Origin of the sequence: Caulobacter sp. SSI4214, assembly GCF_012184455.1 — a bacterium.
In the GTDB taxonomy this organism is placed as follows: domain Bacteria; phylum Pseudomonadota; class Alphaproteobacteria; order Caulobacterales; family Caulobacteraceae; genus Caulobacter; species Caulobacter vibrioides_E.
The window spans coordinates 49,653-73,075 of the sequence record NZ_SZWJ01000011.1; the positions used below are offsets into that span (position 1 = coordinate 49,653).

The following is a 23,423-nucleotide window of genomic DNA, read 5'->3' on the forward strand; positions in this document are numbered from 1 at the left end:
CACGGCCGTGCTCGGCCGACGGACGAATCCTAGCACCGATACACGTCGATTTGACGACAGACGGTCCGTGGACGGCCTAGAAACCCGCATCCGGCGGCTCGACCGCGGCCGTCTCGTCGGCCTTGGCCATGTGCTTCATGATGAAGGGCACCTGGGTGGCGACGAACACCAGGGCCAGCGGCAGCAGGCCCAGGCGGAACTTCACCCAGGTGTCGGTGTCCTGCGTATTCCGGACGATCTCGTTCAACGCCGCGACCACCGCGAAATAGATCCCGTAGCGGAGGGTCAGGGTCTTCCAGGCCGCCTCGTCCATGCGCAAGGCCTCGCCCATCACCAGCTTCAGCGGCTGGCGACCGGTCAGCACGCCGCCGAACAGGAAGGCGGCCAGGGCCAGGTTGATCACCGTCACCTTGATTTTCACGAACACGTCGGAGTGGAAGATCAGGCCCAGGGTCCCGAACACCAGGGCCATCGCCCCGAAGAACAGCGGCATCAGCGCCAGGCGGCGCTCGACCGCGAAGCCGATGATCAGGGCGGCGGCGGAGGCGGCCACCAGCACCCAGGTCGCCTTCTGGAAATCCTTGGTGATGAAATAGGCCGCGCCGAAGGCCAGGGCCGCGCCATAGTCGACGACCGTCCGGACCCAGCCGTTGTTGTTCTTGGAAGCCGTCTCAGCCGCTTCGCTCACGGATCAGTCCTTCAGGCCGACGAGGGAGCGCGAGAACGCGCGCGCGTCGAACGGTTGCAGGTCTTCCACGCCCTCGCCGACGCCGATCAGCTTGATCGGGCTGTCGGAGGCGCGCGCCACGGGCACCAGCACCCCGCCGCGCGCGGTGCCGTCCAGCTTGGTCATGACAATCCCGGAGACGCCGACCTGGTTGCCGAAGATCTTCTCCTGGGCCAGGGCGTTGCGGCCCACGGTGGCGTCAAGGACTAGCAGGGTTTCGTGCGGATAGTCCGGATCGACCTTCTTCACCACACGGATGACCTTGAGCAGTTCGTCCATCAGGCCCTGCTTGTTCTGCAGGCGGCCGGCGGTGTCGATCAGCACGACGTCGTAATGCTCGGCCTTGGCGCGCTCGACGGCCTCATAGGCCAGGGCGGCGGCGTCCGAGCCGGTCGGCTTGGACATGAAGTCGGCGCCGGCTCGGTCGGCCCAGACCTTCAACTGCTCGACGGCGGCCGCGCGGAAAGTGTCGCCGGCGGCGATCAGCACGCGCGCGCCCTTCTCGGTCAGGTCGGCGGCGATCTTGCCCAGGGTGGTGGTCTTGCCCGAGCCGTTGACGCCGATGAACAGCACGACATAGGGGCGCGGGCCGCCCAGTGGATCGAAGCTGCCCTGGCGGTCGGCCAGCTCGGCGGCGATCAGCTCGGCCAGGGCCTCCTTGACCTCGGCGTCGGTGGACGACTTGCCAAAGCGCGCCTTGCCGAACGCCTCGGCGATGCGGCCGGCGATGTCGGGGCCCAGATCGGCCTCGATCAGCATCTCCTCGAGGGCGTCCAACTGTTCCTGGTCGAGAGGCTTCTTGGTGAAGACCCCCGTAACCTGGTCGGTCATCTGCTGGGACGACCGGGCCAGGCCCGACGTCAGGCGCTGGAACCAGCCTTTTTTCTGCTCGGGCTTGTCGCTCATCCGCGCCCCTTTAGTCGAACGGGCGAAAGTGTAAATCGGGATTTAACGGCGGATGGTTAGCGCGTGGCGGACCGGCGTGTCATGAAGGGGCATGGACGTGCAGCTTGACCCTTTGGGAACGGCCCTTTTCTGGCTCGACTACGCCGCCGTGGCCGTTTTCGGGGCAACGGGCGCCCTCGCGGCCGCGCGACGCAAGCACGACATCATCACCTTCGGATTCTTCGCCGCGATCACCGGCGTGGGCGGCGGGACGCTTCGCGACCTGCTGATCGGCGCGCCGGTCTTCTGGGTGCAGCGCCCCGGCTACATCCTGGCCTGCCTGGCGGCGGCGGCCCTGGTCTGGTTGCTGGGCAAGCGCGGGTGGCGTTTCCGGGCGTTGCTTTGGCTGGACGCCCTGGGGATGGCCGCCTACGCCGTGGTCGGCACCGCCAAGGCCCTGGGGCTGGGCGTCCACCCGTTCAGCGCCGTGGTCATGGGCGTCCTGACCACCGCCTTCGGCGGCGTGATCCGGGACGTCCTGGCCGAGGAGCCGAACCTGCTGCTGCGCCGGGAAATCTACATCACCGCCGCGCTGCTGGGCGCGTCGGTGTTCGCGGTGCTGAAGCTTCTGGGCGTCGCCTTCTGGCCCGCCGGCCTCGCCGGCTTCGTCGCCGCGTTCGGCCTGCGCGCCGCCGCGCTCAAATTCGGCTGGAGCCTGCCGGGCTTCGCGGGCGAGGACGAGGCCGAATAGCGGGCGTCAGGCCGCGGCGACCTCGCCGATCAAAGCCCGCACCGGAATGTTCCAGGCCTTCGACAAAAGCCGGATCTGCGGCAGCGTTGGGCCACGACGCCCTCTCAGGATTTCCGACGCCCGCGATCGCGATCCCAAGAGCTCGGCCAGATCCGACTGACCCAAGCCAAGACGATCCATGGCGAAGCGAATCGCTTCCGCCGGCGCGGCGGTCGGCATCGGAAAACGCTCCTCCTCGTACTTGGCGAGCAGCAGGCCCAGAAGCTCGAAGCGATCACCCTCGTCGCTGCCCGCTTCAGGTTCCTTGTCGAAGAAGGTTTCGAATTCCGCCAGGGCCGATTGATAGCCGGCCTCGTCGCGAATGATCTTGATGTCGATCGCCATTACACCGTCTCCGGATCGATCTTGTCATAGTCGGCGTGCGTTCCGACGAACTTCACCAAAACCTGCTTGAAGGTGTAGGAGACCCGCACAACCAAGCGATAGTTGTTGCCGCCGATATCGAAGATGACCCGGTTGTCGCCCATGAAATCGGCGATACGGAAATCGTTCTTGATGTCCTGCGGCGTCAGCCATTCAGCGGCCCTGACATGGTCGTACCAAGCGACGAGCGGGCTTCTGGCGTTCGGATGCGCCGTCCAGAAGGCTTGCAGGGCTCGCTTGGTGACGACATTCACGGCGAAAGCCTAGCACGTTCCCAAATCTGGAACAATCCGCCTCGGATCAGACGTCTCGATCCGGGTGCTGTCGGCTGATCACCGTCTCCGTCGGCCCCAGCGGCGGACGGACGGGAAGGTCGGCCAGATGCTCCATCCAGGCTGGACGACGCTCGACGACCAGCTGGACGACGGGCTCGACGGCGGACGGATCGTCGAAGGCGAACACCGCCAGGTCGATCCGGTCATCGCTCCACTCGAAGGTCACGGGCGTGCCGCACGCGGCGCAGAATCCGCGCCGGATCTTGTCGGAACTCTGGAAAGTCGCGCGTTGTCCGCGCGTCCAGGTCAGGGCGGCGACCTCGACCGTCACGAGCGCCCCGAACGGGCCGCCGAACGCCTTCTGACACATGCGGCACCAACAGATCGACGCGCGCTGGGGTTCGCCCTCGACCCGGAACCGCACCGCGCCGCACTGGCAGCCGCCGGACAGAGTCACGGCGCCAGTTCCGCCAGCACGCGCGCGCCGTCGTGGCCGGTGACCGTGAAGGCGACGATCTCGCCCAACGGCGCGTCGCCCGTGAAGCGGATCTCGGTGAAGTCCTCGGCCCGGGCGACGCCCTCGCGCTCCACCAGGCCCGACAGGACCCGGCCGATCTGGCGCTGGAGATGACGCTCGAGACCGGCCTGGCCGGCCTCGCGCAGGCGGCGGGCGCGCTCCTTGATCAGCGGTCCCTTCACCGGCGGCATCCGCGCGGCGGGCGTGCCGGGACGGGCGCTGTAGGGAAAGACATGCAGGAAGGCCAGGCCGGCCTCCTCGACCAGCCGCAGGGTGTTCTCGAAGGCCTCGTCGCTCTCGGTCGGAAAGCCGGCGATCAGGTCGGCGCCGAAGGCGGTGTCGGGGCGCACGCGGCGGACTTCGGCCACCAGCTTCAGGGCGTCCTCGCGGCTGTGACGACGCTTCATCCGCTTCAGAATCAGATTGTCGCCGGCCTGAAGGGACAGGTGCAGGTACGGCATCAGGCGCGACTCGGTCTCCAGCAGCCTGAAGAGATCGGGATCGATCTCGGCCGCGTCGATCGACGACAGGCGCAGACGCGGCAGGTCGGGGACCATGCGCAGGATCCGCCCGACCAGCTGGCCCAGGGTCGGCTGGCCCGGCAGGTCCGCGCCCCAGGAGGTGACATCGACGCCGGTCAGCACCACCTCGCGATAGCCCTCGGCGGCCAGCTTGCGCACCTGCTCGACCACCTCGCCGGCCGGGGCCGAACGCGAGTTTCCCCGGCCATAGGGAATGATGCAGAAGGTGCAGCGGTGGTCGCAGCCGTTCTGGACCTCGACATAGGCCCGGGCGCGGTCCTTCAGGCCGTCGATCAGATGGCCGGCGGTTTCCTTGACCGACATGATGTCATTGACCCGCACGCGGGCGGTCGTCTCGATCAGGGCGCCCGGCGCGGCCTTCTCGGCGTTGCCCAGCACCAGGTCGACCTCGGGCATGGCGGCGAAGGCGGCGGGATCGACCTGGGCGGCGCAGCCGGTGACGATGATCCGCGCGCCCGGCCGTTCGCGGCGGGCCTTGCGGATCGCTTGGCGCGCCTGGCGCACGGCTTCGTTGGTCACGGCGCAGGTGTTGAACACCACCGCGTCCGACAGGCCGTCGGCGGCGGCGCGGGCGCGCATGGCCTCGCTCTCATAGGCGTTCAGCCGGCAGCCGAAAGTGACGACGTCGACGCCGTCCGGACCGGACAGCGTGGTCGCCGGTCCGCCCTCCTCGCCGGCTTCGGGCCTGGGCTTCGGCGTGGCCTTGATGACGGTGTAGGAGGCCATGAGCTAGGCCGCCAAGGCCTCGGGCAGCTTGCCGACGAAGTCCATGCTGACCGGACCGGTCATGATCACGTGGCCGTCGCTTTCGCGCCATTCGATGGTGAGGGCGCCGCGCTCGAACTCGACCTTGGCCCGGCGATCGGTCAGGCCGCGCCGCACGGCGGCGACCTGGGCGGCGCAGGCGCCGGTGCCGCAGGCGGCGGTGAGGCCCGCCCCGCGCTCCCAGACCTTCAGCTGGATATGATCACGCGCGGCGATGTGGGCGAAGCCGACATTGACGCCTTCCGGGAACAGCGGGTGGTGCTCGACGAGGCTGCCGGTCTTGGTGGCGAACTCGTCCGAGACGGGCGCGTCGACGAAGAACACGACGTGCGGATTGCCCATCGAGACACAGACCGGCGTATGCACCCACGGCGCGTCGATCGGACCGACCTGCAACTCGACGCGCTCGGTGTTCATCTCCTCGGACAGCGGAATCTGGGTCCAGTCCAGGCCCGGCCGGCCCATGTCGACCGTCACCAGCATCTCGCCGGCCGCGAGGCCCGACAGGCGGCCCGCCACGGTGTCGAACGCCACGGCCGTCTTGCCGGCCGACCGCATCAGCAGCCACGCCACGCAGCGGGTTCCATTGCCGCAGGCCCCGGCCGGATCGCCGTCCGCGTTCCAGAACCGCACATAGGCCGAGGCGCCCTCGGCGCGCGGCGGGTCGATGGCGATCACCTGATCGCAGCCGATTCCACCATCCCCACGCTTGGCGATCGCGCGGATCTGCTCCGGGGTCGGCTCGAAGGTCTGGGTGGCGGTCTCGATGACGACGAAGTCGTTGCCGAGCCCGTTCATCTTCAGGAAGGTGCGGCTCATGGCCGGGCTATATAGTGGAAAAGCCGCGCCAAGTCAGGGGACGCGGCGACGCGGACGTGTTCGCGCTCGGCATCGATCGTTTGGGGACGGCGAACCGCGTGAAAGCCACTGGCGCGCGAACGAATGTCCGCTACCGTCCCCGACCATGCTCACGTTTCGTAACGGCTCCGTCGCCGCCCTGGCCCTCGCTCTTCTCGCGTCCGGCGCCGCGCGCGCCCAGGCCAATGATCCGCATCTCGACCTGGAAGGCGTCGAAACGCCGTCGTCCCTGGCCTGGGTGAAGGCCCAGAACGACAAGACCTTGCCGGTCCTGTCCGGCGATCCGCGCTTCCAGGGCCTGCAAGCCGACGCGCTGAAGATCCTGTCGAGTCGCGACCGCATCGCCACGCCGGATTTCATCGGTCGGACGGTGTTCAACTTCTGGCAGGACCAGACCCACGTGCGCGGCGTCTGGCGGCGAACGAGCCTGGAATCCTACAAGTCGGCCGATCCGCAGTGGGAGACGGTGATCGATCTCGACGCCCTGGCCGCGGCCGAGGGCAAGAACTGGATCTGGAAAGGCACCGACTGCCGGCCCAAGACCCACGACCGGTGCCTGATGAACCTGTCGAACGGCGGCAAGGACGCCGTCACGGTGCGCGAGTTCGACCTGACCACAAAGGCCTTCGTCGATCCGGCGGCGGGCGGCTTCGTGCTGCCCGAGAGCAAGCAGACCATCGAGTGGCTGGATCCCGACACCCTGATCCTGACCCGCGACTGGGGTCCGGGCACGACCACCGACAGCGGCTACGGCTTCGTGATCAAGACGCTGAAGCGCGGCCAGGCCCTGGACCAGGCGGTGGAGGTCTATCGGGGGCAGAAAAGCGACGTCTCGGTGCGACCGGAGGTTCTGCGTGACGCTAGCGGCGCGCGAGTGGTGCTGCTGACCCGCGCAACCGACTTTTTCAACGATGAAACCTATCTATGGAATGGTGAGCGCGCCTATCGCCTGCCCATCCCCCAGAAGGCCCAGATCGCCGGTCTGCTGGACGGCCGTCTGATCCTTCGGGTTCTGGAGGACGGTCTTGGCGCCAAGGCGGGCGATGTCGTCGCGGTCGGCCCCACGGCGACCGCCGGTGAGGTGATCTTTTCGCCCGGGCCGCGCCAGTCGGTCGACCAGGTCGCGGTCACAGACCATGCGGTGGCGATGGCCATCTACGACAATGTCCGCGGCGAGGTGGCGGTCTTCAAGCCAACCGGCGGGACCTGGGTCCGCGCCGTTTTGCCTGGCCTGGCCAACGCCTCGGTCTCGCTCGGCTCACACGCCGACGAGGGCGATGAAATGTTTTATTCGGTCGAGGGCTTCACCACCCCGACCACTCTGCGCCTCGCCGACGCGGCGACCGGCGCTTCCGAGACCGTCAAGGCCCTGCCCGCTCAGTTCGACGCCGCGAACCTGGTCGTCGAGCAGAAGTCGGCGACCTCGAAGGATGGAACCCAAATCCCCTACTTCCTGGTCCACAAGAAGGGCTGGAAGCTGGATGGCCAGAACCCGACCCTGCTGCACGCCTATGGCGGCTTCAACCTGTCCAAGCTGCCGGTCTATGACCCGCTGATCGGCAAACTATGGCTGGAGCGCGGCGGCGCCTATGCGGTGGCCAATATCCGGGGCGGCGGCGAGTTCGGGCCGGGCTGGCACGAGGCGGCGCTGAAGGTCAATCGCCAGCGGGCCTATGACGACTATTTCGCCGTGGCCGAAAAGCTGATCGCCGACAAGGCGACCTCGCCGCGTCATCTGGGCGCCTATGGCCGCTCGAACGGCGGCCTCCTGATGGGCGTGGCCCTGACCGAGCGTCCAGACCTGTGGAACGCGGTGGTGGTCGAAAGCCCCCTGCTGGACATGATCCGCTACACCCGGCTGCCCGCCGGGGCCTCGTGGATCGGCGAGTACGGCGACCCGGCCATTCCGGCCGAGCGAGCCTGGATCGAGAAGTACAGCCCCTATCAGAACCTCAAAGCCGGCGTGAAATATCCGCTGGCCTACATCACCACCTCGACCAAGGACGACCGCGTCCACCCTGGCCACGCTCGCAAGTTCGCCGCGCGCCTGGACGACCTGAAGGTCGACCATCTCTATTTCGAGAACACCGACGGCGGTCACGCCAATGGCGCGGACCCCAAGGCCAACGCCCGCCGCTGGGCGCTGCACTACACCTACCTGTCGCGCCAGCTGATGGATCACTAGATGCGTAAGTTCCTGACCGCCCTCTTCGCCTCCACGACCCTTGCTTCGACTGGCCTGATGACCCTGACCCCCGCGATCGCCGCCGACAACGCCAAGCCCGCCGAAGTCCGCACGCCATTGAATGAGCTGGGCAAGGACGATCCCTACCTCTGGATGGAGGAGATCGAGGGGACCCGCGCGCTCGACTGGGCCAAGGCCCAGAACGCCCGGACCCTGCCGGTGCTTCAAGGCGATAAGCGTTACGCCGACCTGGAAGCCAAGGCCCTGGCCATCCTCAACGCCAAGGACCGCGTGCCTGGCGTGTCCTTCTCCGGCGATGGGTCGCTCACCAATTTCTGGCAGGACGCCGACCACGTGCGCGGCCTCTGGCGCCGGACGACGCTGGAGAGCTACCGGACGGCCGAACCGACCTGGGAGACGATCCTCGACATCGACGCCCTGTCAAAGGCCGAGAGCGCCAACTGGGTGTTCAAGGGCGCCAGCTGCCTGCCGCCCGACGAGACGCGCTGCTTGGTCACCCTGTCCAACGGCGGCAAGGACGCGGTCACGGTCCGCGAGTTCGACACCACGACCAAGGCCTTCGTTCCCGGCGGCTTCGTCCTGCCAGAGGGCAAGCAGAACTACAGCTGGCTGGACAAGGACACCCTGCTGGTTGCCCGTGAGTGGAAGCCGGGCGAGATGACCAAGTCGGGCTATGCCTACGTGCTGAAGACCCTGAAGCGTGGCGAGAGCCTGGATCAGGCCCGCGAGGTCTATCGCGGCCAGGAGACCGATGTCTCGGTCAGCCCTTACGTCCTGCGCGATCCGGACGGCCAGGTGATGGGCGTCATCGCCCATCGCGGCGTGACCTTCTTCGAGAGCGAGCACTATCTGATCACGGCGAAGGGCGCGGCCAAGCTGCCCCTGCCCGCCAAGTGCTCGATCCAGACCTTCGTCAACGGCCGACTGATCGTGCTGCTGGAGCAGGACTGGCCCGAGCAAGGCCTGAAGACCGGCGACCTCTTCGAATACAACATCGATCCGCTGACCGCAGACGCCTTGGCCAGCCTGGGCGACGGCAAGCCGGTCGGGGCCAGGCCGATGCTGGTGTTCCGCCCGACGGCGCGCCAGTCGGTGGAGTCGGTGACCAGCACGCGCGATAAGCTGGTCGTCGGCCTTCTGGACAACGTGAAGGGCGCGGCCCTGGTCTTCGACCTTGGAAACAAGGGCTGGACGCAGCGAAAGCTGGATCTGCCGGCCAATTCCAGCATTGGCCTGGGCTCGGCCTCGGACAAGGACGACCGGCTGTTCGTCAGCGTCACGGGCTATCTGGCCCCAACGACCTACTGGCTGGCCGACGCCGCCACGGGAAAGCTTGAGCAGGTCAAGGCCTCGCCGGCCCGTTTCGACGCCTCGACCCATGTGGTCGAGCAGTTCGAGGCTGTCAGCACCGACGGAACCAAGATCCCCTACTTCGTCGTCCGGCCCAAGAACGTGAAGTATGACGGATCGGCCCCCACGCTGCTCTACGCCTATGGCGGCTTTCAGGTGCCGATGACGCCCGGCTATTCGGGCGTGATGGGCAAGCTGTGGCTGGAGCGCGGCGGGACCTATGTCGTGGCCAATATCCGCGGCGGGGGCGAGTTCGGTCCGGCCTGGCACGAGGCCGGGCTGAAGGCCAATCGTCAGAAGGTCTATGACGACTTCTTCGCGGTGTCGGAGGACCTCGTCGCCCGCAAGATCACCTCGCCTCGGCGGCTGGGAATCATGGGCGGCAGCAACGGCGGCCTCTTGATGGGCGTCGCCCTGACCCAGCGGCCGGAACTTTACAACGCCATCGTCATCCAGGTGCCGTTGTTCGACATGATCCGCTACAGCCAGATCGGGGCCGGCGCCTCTTGGGTGGGCGAATATGGCGACCCGGCCATCCCGTCGGAACGCGCCGTGATCGCCAAGTACGACCCCTATTCGAACCTGAAGGCCGGGAAGAAATACCCCGAGGTGTTCATCGAGACCTCGACCAAGGACGACCGCGTCCACCCGGCCCACGCGCGCAAGGCGGCGGCTCGGCTCGAGGCTCTCGGCTATCCGGTGCTCTATTACGAGAACGTCGATGGCGGCCACGCGGCCAGCGCCAACCTGGCCGAGACCGCTCGTCGCCAGGCCCTGGAGTACGTTTACCTGACGCGAAAGCTGATGGATTGAACATAGACGACACGGCGTTCGACGGAACGGCGCATCGTCAACGTTAAGGAAAGCTATCGGCGGCAATATGTCGCCGTTTCTTTCCTCGGGGTGGCGTCCCTTGCCCATCGAAGTCGTCAAGGCCCTGGATCTCTCGTCCTCGGACGTCGCGCGGTGGGCGGAACTTCAGCGCGGCCAGACCCGCCTGGACTCGCCGTTCCTGTCGCCCCACTGGGCCCTGGCCGTGGCCAAGGCCCAGGCGGAGAAGGGCGGCGAGGTCAAGATCGCCATCCAGCGCGACGCCAGCGGCCAGGCGGTGGGCTTCCTGCCCGCTCGGGTCCGCCAAGATGTGGCCATGCCCGTCGGCGCGCCGATGTGCGACTATCAGGCCCTGGTCACCGCGCCCGGCGTGACCATGAACCCGCGCGAGCTGCTGTCGGCCCTGGGCGCCCATCGCATCGATTTCTGCCACATGCTGGCCGACGACGTGACCCTGGCGCGCCACGGCCGCGGCCAGACCGACAGCTGGGTCGTCGAGACCCCGGAGGGCTATGAAGCCTACGCGGCCGAACGCAAGGCCGCCGGCGTCGGCGTGCTGAAGGACATCGACAAGAAGCGTCGCAAGGCCGAGCGCGAGGTCGGCCCCTGCCACTTCACCGCCATGTCGCAAAGTCGGGCGGCCTTTGACCAGCTGGTCGCCTGGAAGCGGGTTCAACTGCTGCTGACCCACCAGACCGACCTCTTCCAGACGCCGTGGGTCAACAGACTGCTGGACCACCTGTTCGAGCGGCGGGAGCCCGACTTCGGCGGCGGTCTCTACACTCTGCATCTGGGCGAGCGACTGGCCGCAGTCCATCTGCACCTGCGCGGCGAGCACACGATCCACGGCTGGCTGATCGCCCACAATCCGGACTTGGAGCGCTATTCGCCGGGCCTGATGCTGTTCCAGGACATTCTGAAGAGCATGGACGGCACGCCGTACATGCGCCTCGATCTCGGCACCGGCGACTATCGTTTCAAGCGCGAGCTGTCCAACGCCCAGCAAAAGGTGGTGTTCGGCTTTCTCGGCGCGCCCTCGGTGCCGACCCTGGTGCGCCATGCGGCCTATGGCGTGCGCCAGATGGTCGAGGCCCTGCCGCTGGGCCGCGTCTCCGAGATCCCCGGCAAGGCCATGCGGCGCATCGACCTTCTCCGCGGCCTTCACTAGAGCCGCGGGAGAGCCGTCGGCGGTCAGTGGACCGCGTTCAGGCGGATGGCCTTGGGGTCGAGATCCCCGGCCGCCCAAGCGCGGGTCCAGCCGTATTTCAGCTCGCCCTCGCGGAAGGCGAAGCGGTCCAGGTGCCTGGCCACCACATCTTCCAGTCGGGCCAAGCCTTCGAGGTTGATCGCCTCGATGGTGATGTCCAAGCCGTCCGGGTGGGCGTTCATGCGACAGGTCCCCAGCGGCAGCGGAAAGAAGGCCGAGGTCTCGTCGTAACGGACCTCGAACTTGTGACTCCAATGCTTGGCCAGTTGGACCATGTAGCGGCTCGCCTTGTCCGTGATGACGCGGGCGTGGCTTTCCATGGGCTTTCCCTTCTTAGATGGTCTCGATGGCCGCCGCCGCGTCGTCCAACGCCTTGGCGATGGCCGCGATCTGCTCGGCGCTCAGTTGGCCGCCATGCAGCTTGAGCCGTAGAGCCGTCTTCAGGTTTTCGCGGGCGCGCAGGATCTGCGGCGAGAACGCCGCGCTGGCCGAAGCCGCCTCTGCCATGCGCTCGAACAGGGAGCGCACCGGCTGCTCGTTGCTGGCTAGGAAGGCCTCGCCTTCCGGCGTGATCGTGTAGAGCTTCTTGCCGCCGCCCGCGTCGCTGGCGACCACGTAGCCCAGCTCTTCGAGCAGGGTGAGAGTCGGATAGACCACGCCGGGGCTGGGGCTATAGGCGCCGCCGGCGGCGGTCTCGATCGCCTTGATCAGCTCGTAGCCGTGGCTGGGCTTTTCGGCGATCAGCTTGAGGACCACGAAGCGCAAGTCGCCGTGGTCGAAAAAGCGACCCATGCGGCCGCCTCGGCCGCGCGGACCATGGTGATGACCGTGCATTCCGCCGAACGGGTGGCGACCGTGGTGCTCGCCCCCATGACCGTCCCAGCGGCCGCGATGATGATGGTGTCGTCCAAACATGTGCATACTCCGATGCGGTTTCGTTATATCGAAATGCTAGATATATCGAAAATCGCGACCGTCAAGAGCTATTCCGATATATCTGATAACATCGGGTAGGCTCCGACCGATTTCCGCCGCGTTTCGGATTCAGAGGTTCAAGTGGCGACTTGGCCACACCCGTAAGGCAAAGCTGAGCCGAATTAGGTCGGGGCCATCTTGATACGGATGACGATATGAATACATGGCGGGGGTAAGAGCAGGAGCATGAGCTTGAATCATCGGGTCCCTAGCGCGCGCCGTAAGGCCGCCGGCCGGCGCATCGCCGCCGGAACGGTCGTGGCCGTCGGCCTGGCGGCCCTAGCCTCGGGCGCTCATGCTGGGAACAACGTCGCCGTCGTTCCCACCCCTCCGACCACGGACGCATCCGACGCGCTGCAGGCCCATGACCCCCTGGAGCGCCTGAACCGCGGCTCGTTCAAGCTCGGCATGGGCGTCGACAAGGCCCTGCTGGCCCCCGTCGCCCACGGTTACATGGCGGTGGCTCCCAAGCCCTTGCGCGAGCGGGTCGGGAACGTCGTCTACAATCTGGGCGAGCCCAACACGGTGATGAACGAGGTGCTGCAGGGCAAGCCGAAGATGGCCATGCGCACCACCACGCGCTTCATCGTCAATTCGACGGTGGGCGTCCTGGGCCTGTTCGATGTCGCCTCTCACATGCACCTGCCGCCGCACGACGCCGACTTCGGCCAGACGCTGGGCAAATGGGGTGCGGGACCTGGCGCCTACCTCTATGTTCCGCTTATGGGCCCGCTGAACGCGCGCGACGCCGCCGGCCGCATCGTCGACGTCGTCACCGATCCTGTCTCGCTGCTCGTCGGCGGTTTCTCGACCGACTTCGGCAAGGCCCGCACGGGCGTGACCATTGTCGACCTGCGCGCCAGGACCGATCCCGCGTTCGAAGCGCTCAAGGACGCCGCGGACCCGTATGTGACCACGCGCTCGGCCTATACGCAGTACCGCGACGCCGTCGTCCGCGAGGCGACCGGCAAGGCCGAGGAACTCCCCGATTTCGATTCGCCGCCTCCAGACTCTTCCAAGTCGCCGGCGGCGACCACGCCATGAGCACCCCCGGTAAGATCATGAAAAGCACCCTCACCACCCGGCGCGGCGCGAACGTCGCGCTTTTGACGTTTTTCGGCGCCGTCGCGCTGGGCGCGGCCAGTCCCGCCCTGGCCCAGGCGCGCGATCCCGGCGCCGAAGCCTTCGTCCAGACCAAGGCCCAAAAGGTGATCGCCACCCTGGCCAACAAGAGCCTGTCGGACGCCCAGAAGAAGCAGATCTTCCATCAGGCCATCGACGAGCTGGCCGACGTGCCGAAGATCACGAACTTCGTTCTGGGCAAGTACGCCCGCACCATCACGCCGGATCAGCGCGCCCGCTTCACGCCGGTGTTCCGCGCCTATGCCGAGAACGTCTATCAGAGCCGCATCGACGACTATCACGGCGAACAGCTGAAGGTGACCGGGTCGGTGGTCCGCAAGCCCGGCGACGTGATCGTCAACAGCACGGTCGGCGGCGGTCAGCTGAGCCAGCCCGTCGCGGTCTCGTGGCGCGTGCTGGGCGGCGGCCAGAACTGGAAGGTCGTCGACGTTCAGTTCAAGGGCATCTGGCTGGCCATCACTCAGCAGCAGGACTTCGTCTCGACGATCGACAACGCCGGCGGCAATATCGACGTCCTGATCAACCAGCTGCAAAAGGGCGGGCAAGCCTCGTCGGCGCGCCGCTAAGCGCGGGTTGGGTTTAAGTGTGAGCGGTCAAACCGCTCGAACGCGCTCTGGGTCTGGGATTTAGAACGCGGAATGAAGGGGATTTGGCTTTGCGCGAACAATGGGCCGAGACGGCCATGGGCGTCGTCGTTCTCGCCCTGGCGGCGGGTTTTCTGACCTACTCGCTCAGCGTGGGCGCCGTTCACATGAAGAGCGGCAACTATGAGATCAGCGCCAAGTTCGGCGAGGCGGGGTCGCTGGCGCCCGGCGCGGCGGTCAGCGTCGCCGGCGTCAAGATCGGCACGGTCTCGCGGGTCACGCTGGAGCCGAAGACCTTTCTGGCGGTCGCCAAGCTCAGCATCGATCCGACGGTGAAGCTGCCGTCGGACTCGACCGCCAAGATCACCAGCGATGGCCTGCTGGGCGGCGCCCACGTGGCCATCGCGCCGGGCGCGGCCCTGGACGATCTCAAGCCCGGCGGCGAAATCGAGAACACCCAGGGCGCGGTCGACCTCTTCGGCCTGATCGGCTCGGTCATTCGCCCGCAAGGCGGCGGCGACAGCGCGGCCAAGACGCCCGCCCCCGCCCCGAACCCGGCGACGCAACCGGCCGCGAGCTACTGAGATGGCCTCGGCCGAGGCGGCCCGGTCGGCCGCCCCCAACCCCATTCGCGCCCTGGGTCGGTCGACCCTGACCGCCCTGCGCACGGTCGGCGGCGTCGCCGTCTTCGCCCTGCGCGGCGTGGCCGCGGCGCTGACCCCGCGTTGGTTCTGGGACCAGTTGCTGCGCCAGTTCGCGGCGATCGGCTTCTTCTCGCTGCCCGTGGTCGGCCTGACGGCCGTCTTCACCGGCGCGGCCCTGGCGCTGAACATCTTCACCGGCGGCGGGCGCTTCAACGCCGAACAGGTCATGCCGCAGATCGTGGCCCTGGGGATCACCCGCGAGCTGGGTCCGGTGCTGGCGGCGCTGATGCTGGCCGGGCGCGTCTCGGCCGCCATCGCCGCCGAGATCGGGGCCATGCGCGCCACCGAACAGATCGACGCCATGCGCACCCTGTCGACGGATCCCTTCCGCTACCTGGTCGCGCCGCGCCTGCTGGCCGGCGTGCTGATGCTGCCGCTGCTGACCGCCGTGGCCGACACGATCGGCGTCGCCGGCGGTTGGCTGGTGGCCACGCGCGTGCTGTCGTTCAACCCCACCATCTATATCCGCAACACCATCACCTTCCTCGAGAGCTGGGACGTCGTCTCGGGCCTGATCAAGGCCGGGGTGTTCGGCTTCATCGTGACGCTGATGGGCTGCTACCACGGCTACAACGCCTCGGGCGGCGCGCGCGGTGTCGGGCGAGCCACGACCCACGCCGTGGTGTCGTCGGCGATCCTGATCTTCGCCTCCGACTACCTCCTGACCACCCTGTTCACCCACGCCTCATGACCGACGTAACCCCCAAGCTCGCCTGGAAGGGCGTGACCAAGCGCTTCGACGGCCGCGCGGTGCTGGACGGGCTGGACCTGTCGGTGGCGCCGGGCCGGTCGTTGGTGATCATCGGCGGCTCGGGCCAGGGCAAGTCGGTGACGATCAAGACCGCCATGGGCCTGATGCGCCCCGAGGCCGGCAAGATCGAGCTGGACGGCAAGAACGTCGTTGGTCTGTCGGAAAACGCTCGCCGCAAGCTGTTCTCGCGGATCGGCGTGCTGTTCCAGGGCGCGGCGCTGTTCGACAGCCTGACCATCTGGGAAAATGTCGCCTTTCGTCTGCTGAACGCCGACGGCGTGGGACGGAGCGAGGCCAAGGCCCGGGCGGTCGAAGCCCTGGACCAGGTGCGCCTCGCGCCATCGGTCGCCGACCGCTTCCCCTCGGAACTGTCCGGCGGGATGCAGAAGCGCGCCGGCCTGGCCCGCGCCATTGTCGCCCAGCCGGAAATCCTGTTCTTCGACGAACCGACCACGGGACTGGACCCGATCACGGCGGCGGCGATCAACCAGCTGATTTCCGATCAGGTGAGGCGTCTGGGCTCCACGGCCGTCTCGATCACCCATGACCTGGCCTCGGCCCAGACCATCGGCGACGAGATCGCCATGCTGCACGACGGCAAGATCATCTGGCGAGGTCCGGCGGCGGACCTCCACACCACCGACAACCCCTACGTCCGCCAGTTCGTCGAGGGCCGGGCCGAGGGCCCGATCGCCCACGCGGTCTAGATCAAACGGCGCGATATAGGACTCGCGCCGCTTGCTCTAGAATGCGGCCGACTTAGGTCGCGTCCCGCAGGGTTTCGGCCAGCAGGCGACCCTCGACGCCTCGGCTGGAACCGGCGCGCCAGGCCACCACGATCTCGCGGCTGGGATGGGCGGCGGCCAAGGGGCGCACGGTGATCGCGGTACGATCGGTCAGCCCCGCCTCGACCGCCATGGCCGGCAGGAACGACACGCCCAGGCCCGAACCGATCATCTGCACCAGGGTCGGCAGGGACGTGGCGGCGAAGCTCTCCTCGTCGCCGACGCCCCTCGGCGGCTCCAGTCCGCAGGCGGCCAGGGCGTGGTCGCGCAGACAGTGGCCGTCCTCGAGCAGAATCAGGTCATCCCCCCGCAAGCTGTCGGGATCGACCCGCGCCTGTCCCGCCATCGGATGGTTGGCCGGAGCGGCGGCCAGCAATTCGTCGTCCTCGACATGGGCCCAGTCCAGGCCGGTCATGTCATACGGCAAGGCGATCAACGCCGCGTCGAGGGCGCCGGCCTTTAGCGCCGCGATCAGGCGCTGGGTCAGGTCCTCGCGCAGGAAGAGCTTCAGCTTGGGAAAGCGGTCGCGCAGAACCGGAAGGGCGCGCGGCAGCAGATAGGGCGCCACGGTCGGGATCACGCCCAGGCGGAACCGCCCCGCCAAAGGCTGGCCCGCCCCGCGCGCGGCCTGGACCAGATCCTCGGCCCGGGCCAGAATATCCTCGGCGCGGCGCACGGCCTCCTGGCCGGCGGCGGTCAGGATCACGCCCGAGCGGGCCCGGTCGACAACTGGCGCGCCGAGAATCTTCTCCAGTTCCTGGATTCCGGCGGACAAGGTCGGCTGGGTCACATGGGCGCTCTCGGCGGCCCGACTGAACGACCCGTGCTCGGACAGAAGTTTCAGGTACTGCAGTTGGCGAAGGGTCGGGAGCATAATCGCAATATAGGCCAGATCTATCGCATTTCCAGAAACCATTGATCCAACAAGGGGCAGTGTCGGTGGGGACGAAGGCGCCGCGTGGTGCTAAGGCTTGTCGCCATCACGGGAATGCCCATGCCGATCGACGCCCTGCGCGCCCAGCTGCCCGCCTACGCCAAGGACATCGCCGCCAATCTGGGCGTCCTGGCCGAAGAGACCCTCTTGAGCAATCAGGCCAAGTGGGGCTGTTTCATCGCCAGCGCCAGCGCGGTCGGCGAGCCCGAGACGCTGAAGGCCGTGACCATCGCCGCGCGCGAGGCGGGCCTGTCGCCCGAGGCGTTCACCGCCGCCAGGACCGCCGCCGCGATCATGGCGATGACCAATGTCTATTTCCGCGCCACGCACCTGATGTCCGCGCCAGACTATCAGGACCTCCCGTCCCGCCTGCGCATGAATCGGCTGGCCCATCCTGGCGTCGATCCGGTGGACTACGAGCTGTGGTGCGTCGCCGTCTCGGCGATCAACGGCTGCGGCGCCTGCCTGGACAGCCACGAAGCGGCGCTACGGCGACGGGGCGTTTCACCCGTGCAGGTCCAGGCGGCCCTGCGCATCGCCGCCGTGGTCAATGCCGTGGCCCGAACCCTGGCGGTCGAGACCCTGGATCATCCCCAGTTTTCGGGGCTCTGAAAGCGCTCCGCGACGCCCGGTCGCGGCGTCGGCCCCTCGACATTCATCTTATCCGTGAATTAGGTTGTTAACCTCTGGGTAAGAGATTCGCGGCGTCCGCCGACAGCGTCCAGGAAGGACGCCACGGACTCGCATGGGGCGAAGGTGAGTCAGATGAGACTGCTGTCTAAGACTTCTCGCGAGAACAAGGGCGCCAAACCGACCCTTCTGGGCGCGGAGACCGTCCGGGTCGAGACCGTGCAGCACAGCATCGAATCCACCCAAGCCATTGGTCAGCGTTACGAGACCATCCACAGCGGGCTCGACAGCATCGGCCGGGTGATGGAGCACCTCAAGGCGATCGAGCCGCTGATCGCCGAGATCCGCGGGCCCGTCTCGCAGGAGTTCGAGGCTCGCCGCGCCGAACACGCCGAACTGATCGCGCTGCGCGCCAATTTCGACCAGGCTCAGCGCCAGATCGCCCAGATCCAGGCCGAGGAGCGCGAAGCCAGCGCTCGTCTGGCCGCCGCCGAAACCGCCCTCGGCGAGTCCGAGGCGCGTCGACAGGCCCAGGACACGGCGCTGGAAGACAACACGCTCGAGATCGACCGCCTGCGCAACGCGCTGCTGCAATCGGAGCTGAAGGTCTCGAATGTCGACGCCGCGCTTCGCGACGCGAACGCTCGCATCGAACACCTGGTGCAGGACGTCGAGGGTCTCCGGGCTCAGGCCCAGGACATCGACGCCCGTCGCGGCGAGGCCGAGGCCGCCCTGGCCCGCGCCAACCAGGACAATGCTCTACTAGGCGAAGAAGCCGCGACCCTGAAGAAGCGCGTCGACCAGGCCGGGATCGACCTGGCCCGTCTGTCGCGCATCGAAACCGACCTCGAAGCCCAGATCGCCGCCGAACGCGCCCGCGCCCAGGCGCTCGAGAACGCCCTGTCGGCTCACCAGGTCGACAGCGGCCGCATCATCCGCGGCCTGGAGAGCCAGGTCGAGGGCAACCGCGCCGAGATCCTGGCCCTGCAGACCCGCTTGGAAACCTCCACCGGCCGCGCCGACAAGCTGGAGGAAATGAACACCCAGATCTCGGCTCGCCTGGCCGAATCCAGCGCCCAGCAAAAGGCCGTCGAGCGCCGCGCCGGCGACCTGAACGTCGCCCTGGAACGCGCCCTGGAACGCATCCGCGCGCTGGAGGAGGAAGCCGAAGGTCTGCGCCAGCGCCACGCCGGGGTCGACACCGCCCGCGCCACCGCCATCGAGCGCGCCGACCAGATGGCCAAGAACGCCTCGGCCCAGGAAAAGGCCCTCAAGCGCGCCGAGGAGCGCGCCCAGCAATTGCGCGCGCGCCTGGACGCCGTGCAGGAAGCCCAGGACCAGGTCCGTCGCGAACACGAGCAGAAGGTCGCCGAGCTGCAGGCCACGATCGAACGCCTCACCTCGGAAGCGGCCCTGGCCGAGGGCGCCCTGGAAGCCGCGCGCCGCGACCGCTCGCGCCTGCAGATGGCCTTGCTCGGCGCCTCGGACGGGGACATGGCCGAGAGCGCTTGATCTTTCAACGCGCCAGAGCCTTTAGCCTGAAATCGGAATCGATTTCAGGCGTCAAAAAGGGCTCTAAATCAAATGTTTAGAGCGTGAGATGAGCTGAAACCGGTTCCCACTTTCAGCCCCCCGCGCCAGACAAGAACGCCCGCGATCCGAAAGGTTCGCGGGCGTTTTCGTAAGACGAGGCGGCGCTATTTCGCTTCCGCCGCCGCCTTCAGGCCGGCGACCTGCTGGCCCAGGACGGCATCGACAGCGGGCGCCAGCTTATCGAGGCCGCCCCGGACATAGCCGCCGACATCATAGGTGGCCGTGACCGTCGTCAGCCCGTCCTTCTCTGTCAGCACGAAGGCCAGGGCCCCGGTGGCGCCGGAGGTCTGCAAAGGCCCCAGCGCGCCCGAGAGGACCAGTTTCTGGCCAGGAGCGGCGTGGATCGTGGTCATATGCAGCACCGAACCGCCGTTCGGTAACCGCTCGCAGAAGCAGCCGCCCGAGGCCGCGCCGATCGAAAGATTGGCGGCCGAGCCCGACCAGGTGTGGGCCGACGACCACCATTTGGACGGCTGGACCAGGATGGCCCAGACCACGCTGGCCGGAGCGGCCACCACGACCTCTCGCCTCACCTCGAAGCCGTTCGGCTGGGCGTCGACGACCTCGGCCCGCGCCGCGCCGGCGGCCAGAAGGGCCAGGCTCGCGGCGGCGATCATCTTCTTCATGGCGGCATACCTCCCGGAACCGAGGCGAGGCTGACGGCGGGCCGGGCCCGAGGTCAAGGAGCGACGTTATTCGATTGGCGAAGTGATCGTCGCGCCGTCGGCTTTCAGGCGGTCGAGCACCCCGTTGGCGGGCAAGAGGAAGCCCAGATCGACCACCGCCACGGTCACGCCCGGACGCTTCAGGGCCTCGGTCATGGCGTCGGTGGTCTGGGCGATCCCCTTCTCCAGCAAAGCAGCCCCCCCCGGGACGTGGGTCAGGCAGCGCTGGCCGGCGCTCTCGCGATAGCGGGCCCGCACCGCGCCCAGATCACCCTCGGCCCAGTCGCGACCGATCGTGGTGGAATGGGCGGCGTCGTAAGCCACCTCGTCCAGAGCCACGCGCAGGCAATAGAGCTGGTCGTCGGGCGACAGCTTGCCGGCGATCGAGGTCACCGCGCTCATCCGGTACTGGCCGACCGATTTGACCTTGAGCTTACGGGCCTTGGCCATGCGCTCGACCGTGCTGACCGGCTTGGCCTCCGAGAGACCGGCGGCCTGGCGGAAATCGGACAACAACAGGAAGCCCGCCACGGCCGGCTTCCAGTTCTTGTAGTCGCCCGGCCCCTTGCGCGCCTGTTCGCGGAACGCGACGAAGCGGGCGCGCAGGTCCGGCGGCAGCTGGTCTTCCAGCCTCTTGCCCAGAGGCTGGCGCAGGCCGCCCCCGAACGTGAGGATAAAGCCGGCCGCCTGGGTGACGCCGACGGCGGCTTGGGGCGGGACAAGGACCAGGCTGGCCTTGTCCAGCGCCTTGTTCAGGCGCGGGCTATCCCACTTCAGCGAATGGGGCAGCGGCGTCGCCGCGCCCAGGACATAGAGCTTGGCGCCGTCCTTCTCGACCAGCCAGATCGCCGGGCCCGGCGGCTTGGCCACCACGGTCAGCTCGGCGACCACCGCGCTTTCGTCGGCCGCCGGAGCCTGGCCCAGATTCACCACAGGCGGCGAGGCGGTCTGGGCGGAAGCCGAAGAGACCAGGGCTAGGGATAGCGCAAGGGGAACGAGCTTGGTCGCGGCCATCGATACTCCTTCAGCCCCCGCCAAGGATTTAGCCCTTCTCCCAAGGCGGGAGAAGGGCCCGCGACGCCTCAAGCCCCGGCTGGAACCGGAAAGCCGCGATGACGCATCAGCGCCCCGATCTTCACATCGCGTCCGCGGAACGCGCGGAACTGATCCGCCGGATCCTCGGTGTTGCCCTTCGACATGATCGTCTCGTAGAGCCGCTTGGCGGTCGGCTTGTCGTAGAAGCCGCCTGGAGCCTCCTGGAAGGCCTCGGCGACGTCGGCGGTCAGGGTGTCGGCCCACAGATAGCTGTAATAGCCGGCCGAATAGCCGTCGCTCGAGAACACATGGCCGAACTGCGGGGTGCGGTGACGCATGACGATCTCGCGCGGCATCCGCAGCTTGGCCAGTTCCTCGCGCTCGAACTTGGCCGGATCGATGTCGACATCGCCCGCCAGGTGCAGCTTCATGTCGATCAGCGCGCTGGCTAGATATTCGGTCGTGGCGAAGCCTTGGTTGAACGTCGCGGCCTTCTCGATCTTGTCGACCAGCGCCTTCGGGATCGGCTCGCCGGTTTGGTAGTGCAGGGCGAACTGGCTCAGCACCGGCGCGGTCGGCAGCCAGTGCTCGTTCAGCTGGCTGGGGAACTCAACATAGTCGCGCGCCACCCGCGTGCCCGACACGGACGGATAGGTCGCGTTGGCGTTCAGGCCGTGGATCGCGTGGCCAAACTCGTGGAACAGGGTGGTGGCGTCGTCCCAGGAGATCAGCAGCGGCTCGCCCGGCTTTCCCTTGATGAAGTTGGCGTTGTTCGAGACGATCGTCGTCACATCGCCCCGGAAACGCTCCTGGGTGCGGTAGGCGTTCATCCAGGCGCCCGAGCGCTTGCCCGGCCGCGCATAGGGGTCGAAGTACCAAAGGCCGACATGCTTGCCGGCCCGGGTCACCTCATAGACCGTGATGTCCTCGTGATAGACGGGGATGCCCGACAGCTTCTTGAACGCGAACCCGTAGAGCTGGCCGGCGGCCCAGAACATGCCCTCGCGCAGCTTGTCCAGCTGCAGGTACGACTTCACCGCGTTCATATCGAGCGCGTACTTCGCCAGGCGGACCTTCTCGGCGTAGTACCGGTAGTCCCACGGCTCGATCTTGAAGCCGCCACCCTCCTTGTCGACGATCGCCTGCATGTCGGCCACGTCCTGGGCGACCTGGGCGATGGCGGGGCTCCAGACCGCCTCCATCAGGCCCATGGCGTTCTCGGGCGTCTTGGCCATGGCCACTTCCAGGCGCCAGTGGGCGTGGGTGGCGTAGCCCAGCAGCTTGGCGCGCTCGGCCCGCAGCTTCAGGATCTTGGCGATGATCGCCTTGTTGTCGGTGGGACCGCCGTTGTCGCCGCGATTGACGAAGGCGCGCCAGACCTTCTCGCGGGCGGCGCGAACCGGCGACTCGGTCAGGAACGGGTCGACGCTGGAGCGAGTGGTGACCACCACGAACTTGCCCGGAAGCTTCCGGGCGGCCGCGTTGGAGGCGGCGGCCGCCTTCAAGGTTTCCGGCAGACCGACGAGGTCGGCGTCCGAAAGCTCGATCCAGGTGTTCTCGTCGGCCAGCAGGTTCTTGCTGAACTGGTTGAACAGGCCGGCCAGCTCGGTGTTGATCGCAGCGACCCGAGCCTTCGACGCCGCATCCAGCTTGGCGCCCGCCCGCACGAAGTCGCGATAGTGGATCCACAGCACGCGCTGCTGCTCGGGGCTGAGCTTGGCCTTGTCGGGCGCGTTATAGACGGCCTCGATACGCGCGAAGAGGGCGGCGTTCTGAGCGATCTTGTCGCCGTGCGCCGAGAGCTTCGGGTCCATCTCGGTCTCGACCGCCTGGAACTCCGGCGTGCTGAGGTTTGAGCCCCAGATGTTGTAGATCGTCCTGACCCGGTTGAGGGCGCGACCCGAATCCTCCAGCGCCGCGATGGTGTTCTCGAAGGTCGGCGCGGCCGGGTTGGCGGTGATCGCGTCGATCTCGGCCAATTCCCGCGCCATGGCCGCTTCGAGCGCCGGCTTGAAATCGGCGATCTTCACCTTGTCGAACGGCGGGACCCCGCCATACGGCCCTGTCCACGTCTCGGTCAGGAGGTTGGGGGTCTGGGCCATGGACACACTCGGATTGAAAGCGGCGGCCGCGCCAGCGGCGGCGGCGGAGACAAGGAACTTACGACGTCGCACGGAGGATCTCCGATGAAGAATCCGGCGACCCTAAGACGCGTCCAGCCCGAGTGTAAGCGGTTAAACGACCGCAGCGCGCCCCTGCGCGTGGACGCCCATCGGTTTGCCGGCTA

General features: G+C 67.5%; 24 protein-coding genes and 1 pseudogene. 12 read left to right on the forward strand and 13 right to left on the reverse strand.

Annotated features, from left to right (window positions below):
- Nucleotides 1–76: 76 nt before the first annotated feature.
- Together FCU40_RS05340 and ftsY are read right to left on the reverse strand one after the other, a co-directional pair.
- On the reverse strand, nt 77–688 hold the full coding sequence (locus tag FCU40_RS05340) for an inner membrane-spanning protein YciB (protein ID WP_168073413.1): 612 nt from the start codon (nt 686–688) through the stop codon (nt 77–79).
- Between the two features lie 3 nt (nt 689–691).
- A complete protein-coding gene (gene ftsY, locus FCU40_RS05345) occupies nt 692–1,633 on the reverse strand; it encodes a signal recognition particle-docking protein FtsY (protein ID WP_168073415.1) in 942 nt (313 codons plus the stop codon).
- A 91-nt stretch (nt 1,634–1,724) separates the two neighbouring features.
- Here ftsY and FCU40_RS05350 point away from each other — a divergent pair, with 91 nt between their 5' ends.
- Nucleotides 1,725–2,363, forward strand: coding sequence for a trimeric intracellular cation channel family protein (locus FCU40_RS05350; protein ID WP_168073416.1), 639 nt, complete (start codon nt 1,725–1,727; stop codon nt 2,361–2,363).
- A gap of 6 nt (nt 2,364–2,369) precedes the next feature.
- Here FCU40_RS05350 and FCU40_RS05355 read toward each other — a convergent pair whose 3' ends face one another.
- From FCU40_RS05355 to dapF, 5 genes are read right to left on the reverse strand one after another with little or no spacing between them, the layout of a single operon-like run.
- Nucleotides 2,370–2,747 carry a helix-turn-helix domain-containing protein gene (locus FCU40_RS05355; RefSeq protein WP_168073418.1) on the reverse strand — a complete coding sequence of 126 codons (378 nt, stop codon included), beginning with the start codon at nt 2,745–2,747 and terminating at the stop codon, nt 2,370–2,372.
- On the reverse strand, nt 2,747–3,040 hold the full coding sequence (locus tag FCU40_RS05360; protein ID WP_168073420.1) for a type II toxin-antitoxin system HigB family toxin: 294 nt from the start codon (nt 3,038–3,040) through the stop codon (nt 2,747–2,749). Before FCU40_RS05360 ends, FCU40_RS05355 begins: the two co-directional genes overlap by 1 nt.
- A gap of 46 nt (nt 3,041–3,086) precedes the next feature.
- Nucleotides 3,087–3,518, reverse strand: a complete 432-nt coding sequence (locus tag FCU40_RS05365; RefSeq protein WP_168073421.1) for a GFA family protein — start codon at nt 3,516–3,518, stop codon at nt 3,087–3,089.
- Nucleotides 3,515–4,846 (reverse strand): tRNA (N(6)-L-threonylcarbamoyladenosine(37)-C(2))-methylthiotransferase MtaB, encoded by a 1,332-nt coding sequence (gene mtaB, locus FCU40_RS05370; RefSeq protein ID WP_168073423.1) that lies wholly within the window; start codon nt 4,844–4,846, stop codon nt 3,515–3,517. The genes FCU40_RS05365 and mtaB overlap by 4 nt, the downstream gene beginning before the upstream one ends.
- Before the next feature lie 3 nt (nt 4,847–4,849).
- On the reverse strand, nt 4,850–5,704 hold the full coding sequence (dapF, locus tag FCU40_RS05375) for a diaminopimelate epimerase (RefSeq protein WP_168073425.1): 855 nt from the start codon (nt 5,702–5,704) through the stop codon (nt 4,850–4,852).
- A 14-nt stretch (nt 5,705–5,718) separates the two neighbouring features.
- Here dapF and FCU40_RS05380 point away from each other — a divergent pair.
- From FCU40_RS05380 to FCU40_RS05390, 3 genes and pseudogenes are all read left to right on the forward strand, one after another.
- Nucleotides 5,719–7,928: pseudogene (locus tag FCU40_RS05380) on the forward strand (prolyl oligopeptidase family serine peptidase).
- Entirely contained in the window at nt 7,929–10,112 is a 2,184-nt protein-coding gene (locus tag FCU40_RS05385) for a prolyl oligopeptidase family protein (RefSeq protein ID WP_168073429.1), read from the forward strand.
- Nucleotides 10,113–10,212: 100 nt separating this feature from the next.
- Nucleotides 10,213–11,298, forward strand: coding sequence for a GNAT family N-acetyltransferase (locus tag FCU40_RS05390; protein WP_168073431.1), 1,086 nt, complete (start codon nt 10,213–10,215; stop codon nt 11,296–11,298).
- A 23-nt stretch (nt 11,299–11,321) separates the two neighbouring features.
- Here FCU40_RS05390 and FCU40_RS05395 read toward each other — a convergent pair whose 3' ends face one another.
- Both FCU40_RS05395 and FCU40_RS05400 read right to left on the reverse strand, forming a co-directional pair.
- The gene (locus tag FCU40_RS05395) at nt 11,322–11,657 is read right to left on the reverse strand and encodes a DUF2218 domain-containing protein (protein WP_168073433.1); all 336 of its coding nucleotides are present in this window, start codon (nt 11,655–11,657) and stop codon (nt 11,322–11,324) included.
- Nucleotides 11,658–11,670: 13 nt separating this feature from the next.
- Complete coding sequence (locus tag FCU40_RS05400; protein WP_168073435.1) at nt 11,671–12,252, reverse strand: PadR family transcriptional regulator; 582 nt, start codon at nt 12,250–12,252, stop codon at nt 11,671–11,673.
- On the opposite strand from FCU40_RS05400, the gene FCU40_RS05405 reads away from it, so the two are divergent.
- The 6 genes from FCU40_RS05405 to FCU40_RS05430 all read left to right on the forward strand — a co-directional run bounded on the left by FCU40_RS05405 (nt 12,160) and on the right by FCU40_RS05430 (nt 16,201).
- Nucleotides 12,160–12,351, forward strand: a complete 192-nt coding sequence (locus FCU40_RS05405; RefSeq protein ID WP_168073336.1) for a hypothetical protein — start codon at nt 12,160–12,162, stop codon at nt 12,349–12,351. The genes FCU40_RS05400 and FCU40_RS05405 overlap by 93 nt on opposite strands.
- A gap of 147 nt (nt 12,352–12,498) precedes the next feature.
- Nucleotides 12,499–13,356, forward strand: coding sequence for a VacJ family lipoprotein (locus FCU40_RS05410; protein ID WP_168073437.1), 858 nt, complete (start codon nt 12,499–12,501; stop codon nt 13,354–13,356).
- Nucleotides 13,353–14,021: an ABC transporter substrate-binding protein gene (locus FCU40_RS05415; protein ID WP_004617338.1), complete on the forward strand. Its 669-nt coding sequence runs from the start codon at nt 13,353–13,355 to the stop codon at nt 14,019–14,021. The genes FCU40_RS05410 and FCU40_RS05415 overlap by 4 nt, the downstream gene beginning before the upstream one ends.
- 83 nt (nt 14,022–14,104) lie before the next feature.
- Nucleotides 14,105–14,623 carry an outer membrane lipid asymmetry maintenance protein MlaD gene (mlaD, locus tag FCU40_RS05420; protein ID WP_168073439.1) on the forward strand — a complete coding sequence of 173 codons (519 nt, stop codon included), beginning with the start codon at nt 14,105–14,107 and terminating at the stop codon, nt 14,621–14,623.
- A gap of 1 nt (nt 14,624) precedes the next feature.
- Complete coding sequence (locus FCU40_RS05425; RefSeq protein WP_004617349.1) at nt 14,625–15,434, forward strand: ABC transporter permease; 810 nt, start codon at nt 14,625–14,627, stop codon at nt 15,432–15,434.
- Nucleotides 15,431–16,201, forward strand: coding sequence for an ATP-binding cassette domain-containing protein (locus FCU40_RS05430; RefSeq protein WP_168073441.1), 771 nt, complete (start codon nt 15,431–15,433; stop codon nt 16,199–16,201). Before FCU40_RS05425 ends, FCU40_RS05430 begins: the two co-directional genes overlap by 4 nt.
- Nucleotides 16,202–16,253: 52 nt before the next feature.
- Here the strand turns inward: FCU40_RS05430 and FCU40_RS05435 are convergent, their stop codons facing one another.
- The gene (locus FCU40_RS05435) at nt 16,254–17,156 is read right to left on the reverse strand and encodes a hydrogen peroxide-inducible genes activator (protein ID WP_168073461.1); all 903 of its coding nucleotides are present in this window, start codon (nt 17,154–17,156) and stop codon (nt 16,254–16,256) included.
- 117 nt (nt 17,157–17,273) lie between these two features.
- Here FCU40_RS05435 and FCU40_RS05440 point away from each other — a divergent pair, with 117 nt between their 5' ends.
- On the forward strand, nt 17,274–17,825 hold the full coding sequence (locus FCU40_RS05440) for a carboxymuconolactone decarboxylase family protein (RefSeq protein ID WP_168073443.1): 552 nt from the start codon (nt 17,274–17,276) through the stop codon (nt 17,823–17,825).
- Nucleotides 17,826–17,978: 153 nt separating this feature from the next.
- Entirely contained in the window at nt 17,979–19,355 is a 1,377-nt protein-coding gene (gene creS / locus FCU40_RS05445; protein WP_168073444.1) for a crescentin, read from the forward strand.
- A gap of 185 nt (nt 19,356–19,540) precedes the next feature.
- Here the strand turns inward: creS and FCU40_RS05450 are convergent, their stop codons facing one another.
- The 3 genes from FCU40_RS05450 to FCU40_RS05460 form a co-directional block, all read right to left on the reverse strand.
- On the reverse strand, nt 19,541–20,062 hold the full coding sequence (locus tag FCU40_RS05450; protein WP_004617372.1) for an SRPBCC family protein: 522 nt from the start codon (nt 20,060–20,062) through the stop codon (nt 19,541–19,543).
- 66 nt (nt 20,063–20,128) lie between these two features.
- Entirely contained in the window at nt 20,129–21,115 is a 987-nt protein-coding gene (locus FCU40_RS05455; RefSeq protein ID WP_004617374.1) for a TraB/GumN family protein, read from the reverse strand.
- A 68-nt stretch (nt 21,116–21,183) separates the two neighbouring features.
- Nucleotides 21,184–23,310, reverse strand: a complete 2,127-nt coding sequence (locus FCU40_RS05460) for a M3 family metallopeptidase (protein ID WP_168073446.1) — start codon at nt 23,308–23,310, stop codon at nt 21,184–21,186.
- Nucleotides 23,311–23,423 lie beyond the last annotated feature (113 nt).

Coding starts and splice junctions, on each gene's coding strand:
- mtaB (WP_168073423.1), bottom strand. CDS start 4,846: ATGGCCTCCTACACCGTCATCAAGGCCACGCCGAAGCCCAGGCCCGAA.
- FCU40_RS05400 (WP_168073435.1), bottom strand. CDS start 12,252: ATGTTTGGACGACACCATCATCATCGCGGCCGCTGGGACGGTCATGGG.
- FCU40_RS05430 (WP_168073441.1), top strand. CDS start 15,431: ATGACCGACGTAACCCCCAAGCTCGCCTGGAAGGGCGTGACCAAGCGC.
- FCU40_RS05405 (WP_168073336.1), top strand. CDS start 12,160: ATGACCGTGCATTCCGCCGAACGGGTGGCGACCGTGGTGCTCGCCCCC.
- ftsY (WP_168073415.1), bottom strand. CDS start 1,633: ATGAGCGACAAGCCCGAGCAGAAAAAAGGCTGGTTCCAGCGCCTGACG.
- FCU40_RS05395 (WP_168073433.1), bottom strand. CDS start 11,657: ATGGAAAGCCACGCCCGCGTCATCACGGACAAGGCGAGCCGCTACATG.
- FCU40_RS05450 (WP_004617372.1), bottom strand. CDS start 20,062: ATGAAGAAGATGATCGCCGCCGCGAGCCTGGCCCTTCTGGCCGCCGGC.
- creS (WP_168073444.1), top strand. CDS start 17,979: ATGAGACTGCTGTCTAAGACTTCTCGCGAGAACAAGGGCGCCAAACCG.
- FCU40_RS05350 (WP_168073416.1), top strand. CDS start 1,725: ATGGACGTGCAGCTTGACCCTTTGGGAACGGCCCTTTTCTGGCTCGAC.
- FCU40_RS05425 (WP_004617349.1), top strand. CDS start 14,625: ATGGCCTCGGCCGAGGCGGCCCGGTCGGCCGCCCCCAACCCCATTCGC.
- FCU40_RS05355 (WP_168073418.1), bottom strand. CDS start 2,747: ATGGCGATCGACATCAAGATCATTCGCGACGAGGCCGGCTATCAATCG.
- FCU40_RS05415 (WP_004617338.1), top strand. CDS start 13,353: ATGAGCACCCCCGGTAAGATCATGAAAAGCACCCTCACCACCCGGCGC.
- FCU40_RS05440 (WP_168073443.1), top strand. CDS start 17,274: ATGCCGATCGACGCCCTGCGCGCCCAGCTGCCCGCCTACGCCAAGGAC.
- FCU40_RS05385 (WP_168073429.1), top strand. CDS start 7,929: ATGCGTAAGTTCCTGACCGCCCTCTTCGCCTCCACGACCCTTGCTTCG.
- FCU40_RS05455 (WP_004617374.1), bottom strand. CDS start 21,115: ATGGCCGCGACCAAGCTCGTTCCCCTTGCGCTATCCCTAGCCCTGGTC.
- FCU40_RS05410 (WP_168073437.1), top strand. CDS start 12,499: ATGAGCTTGAATCATCGGGTCCCTAGCGCGCGCCGTAAGGCCGCCGGC.
- dapF (WP_168073425.1), bottom strand. CDS start 5,704: ATGAGCCGCACCTTCCTGAAGATGAACGGGCTCGGCAACGACTTCGTC.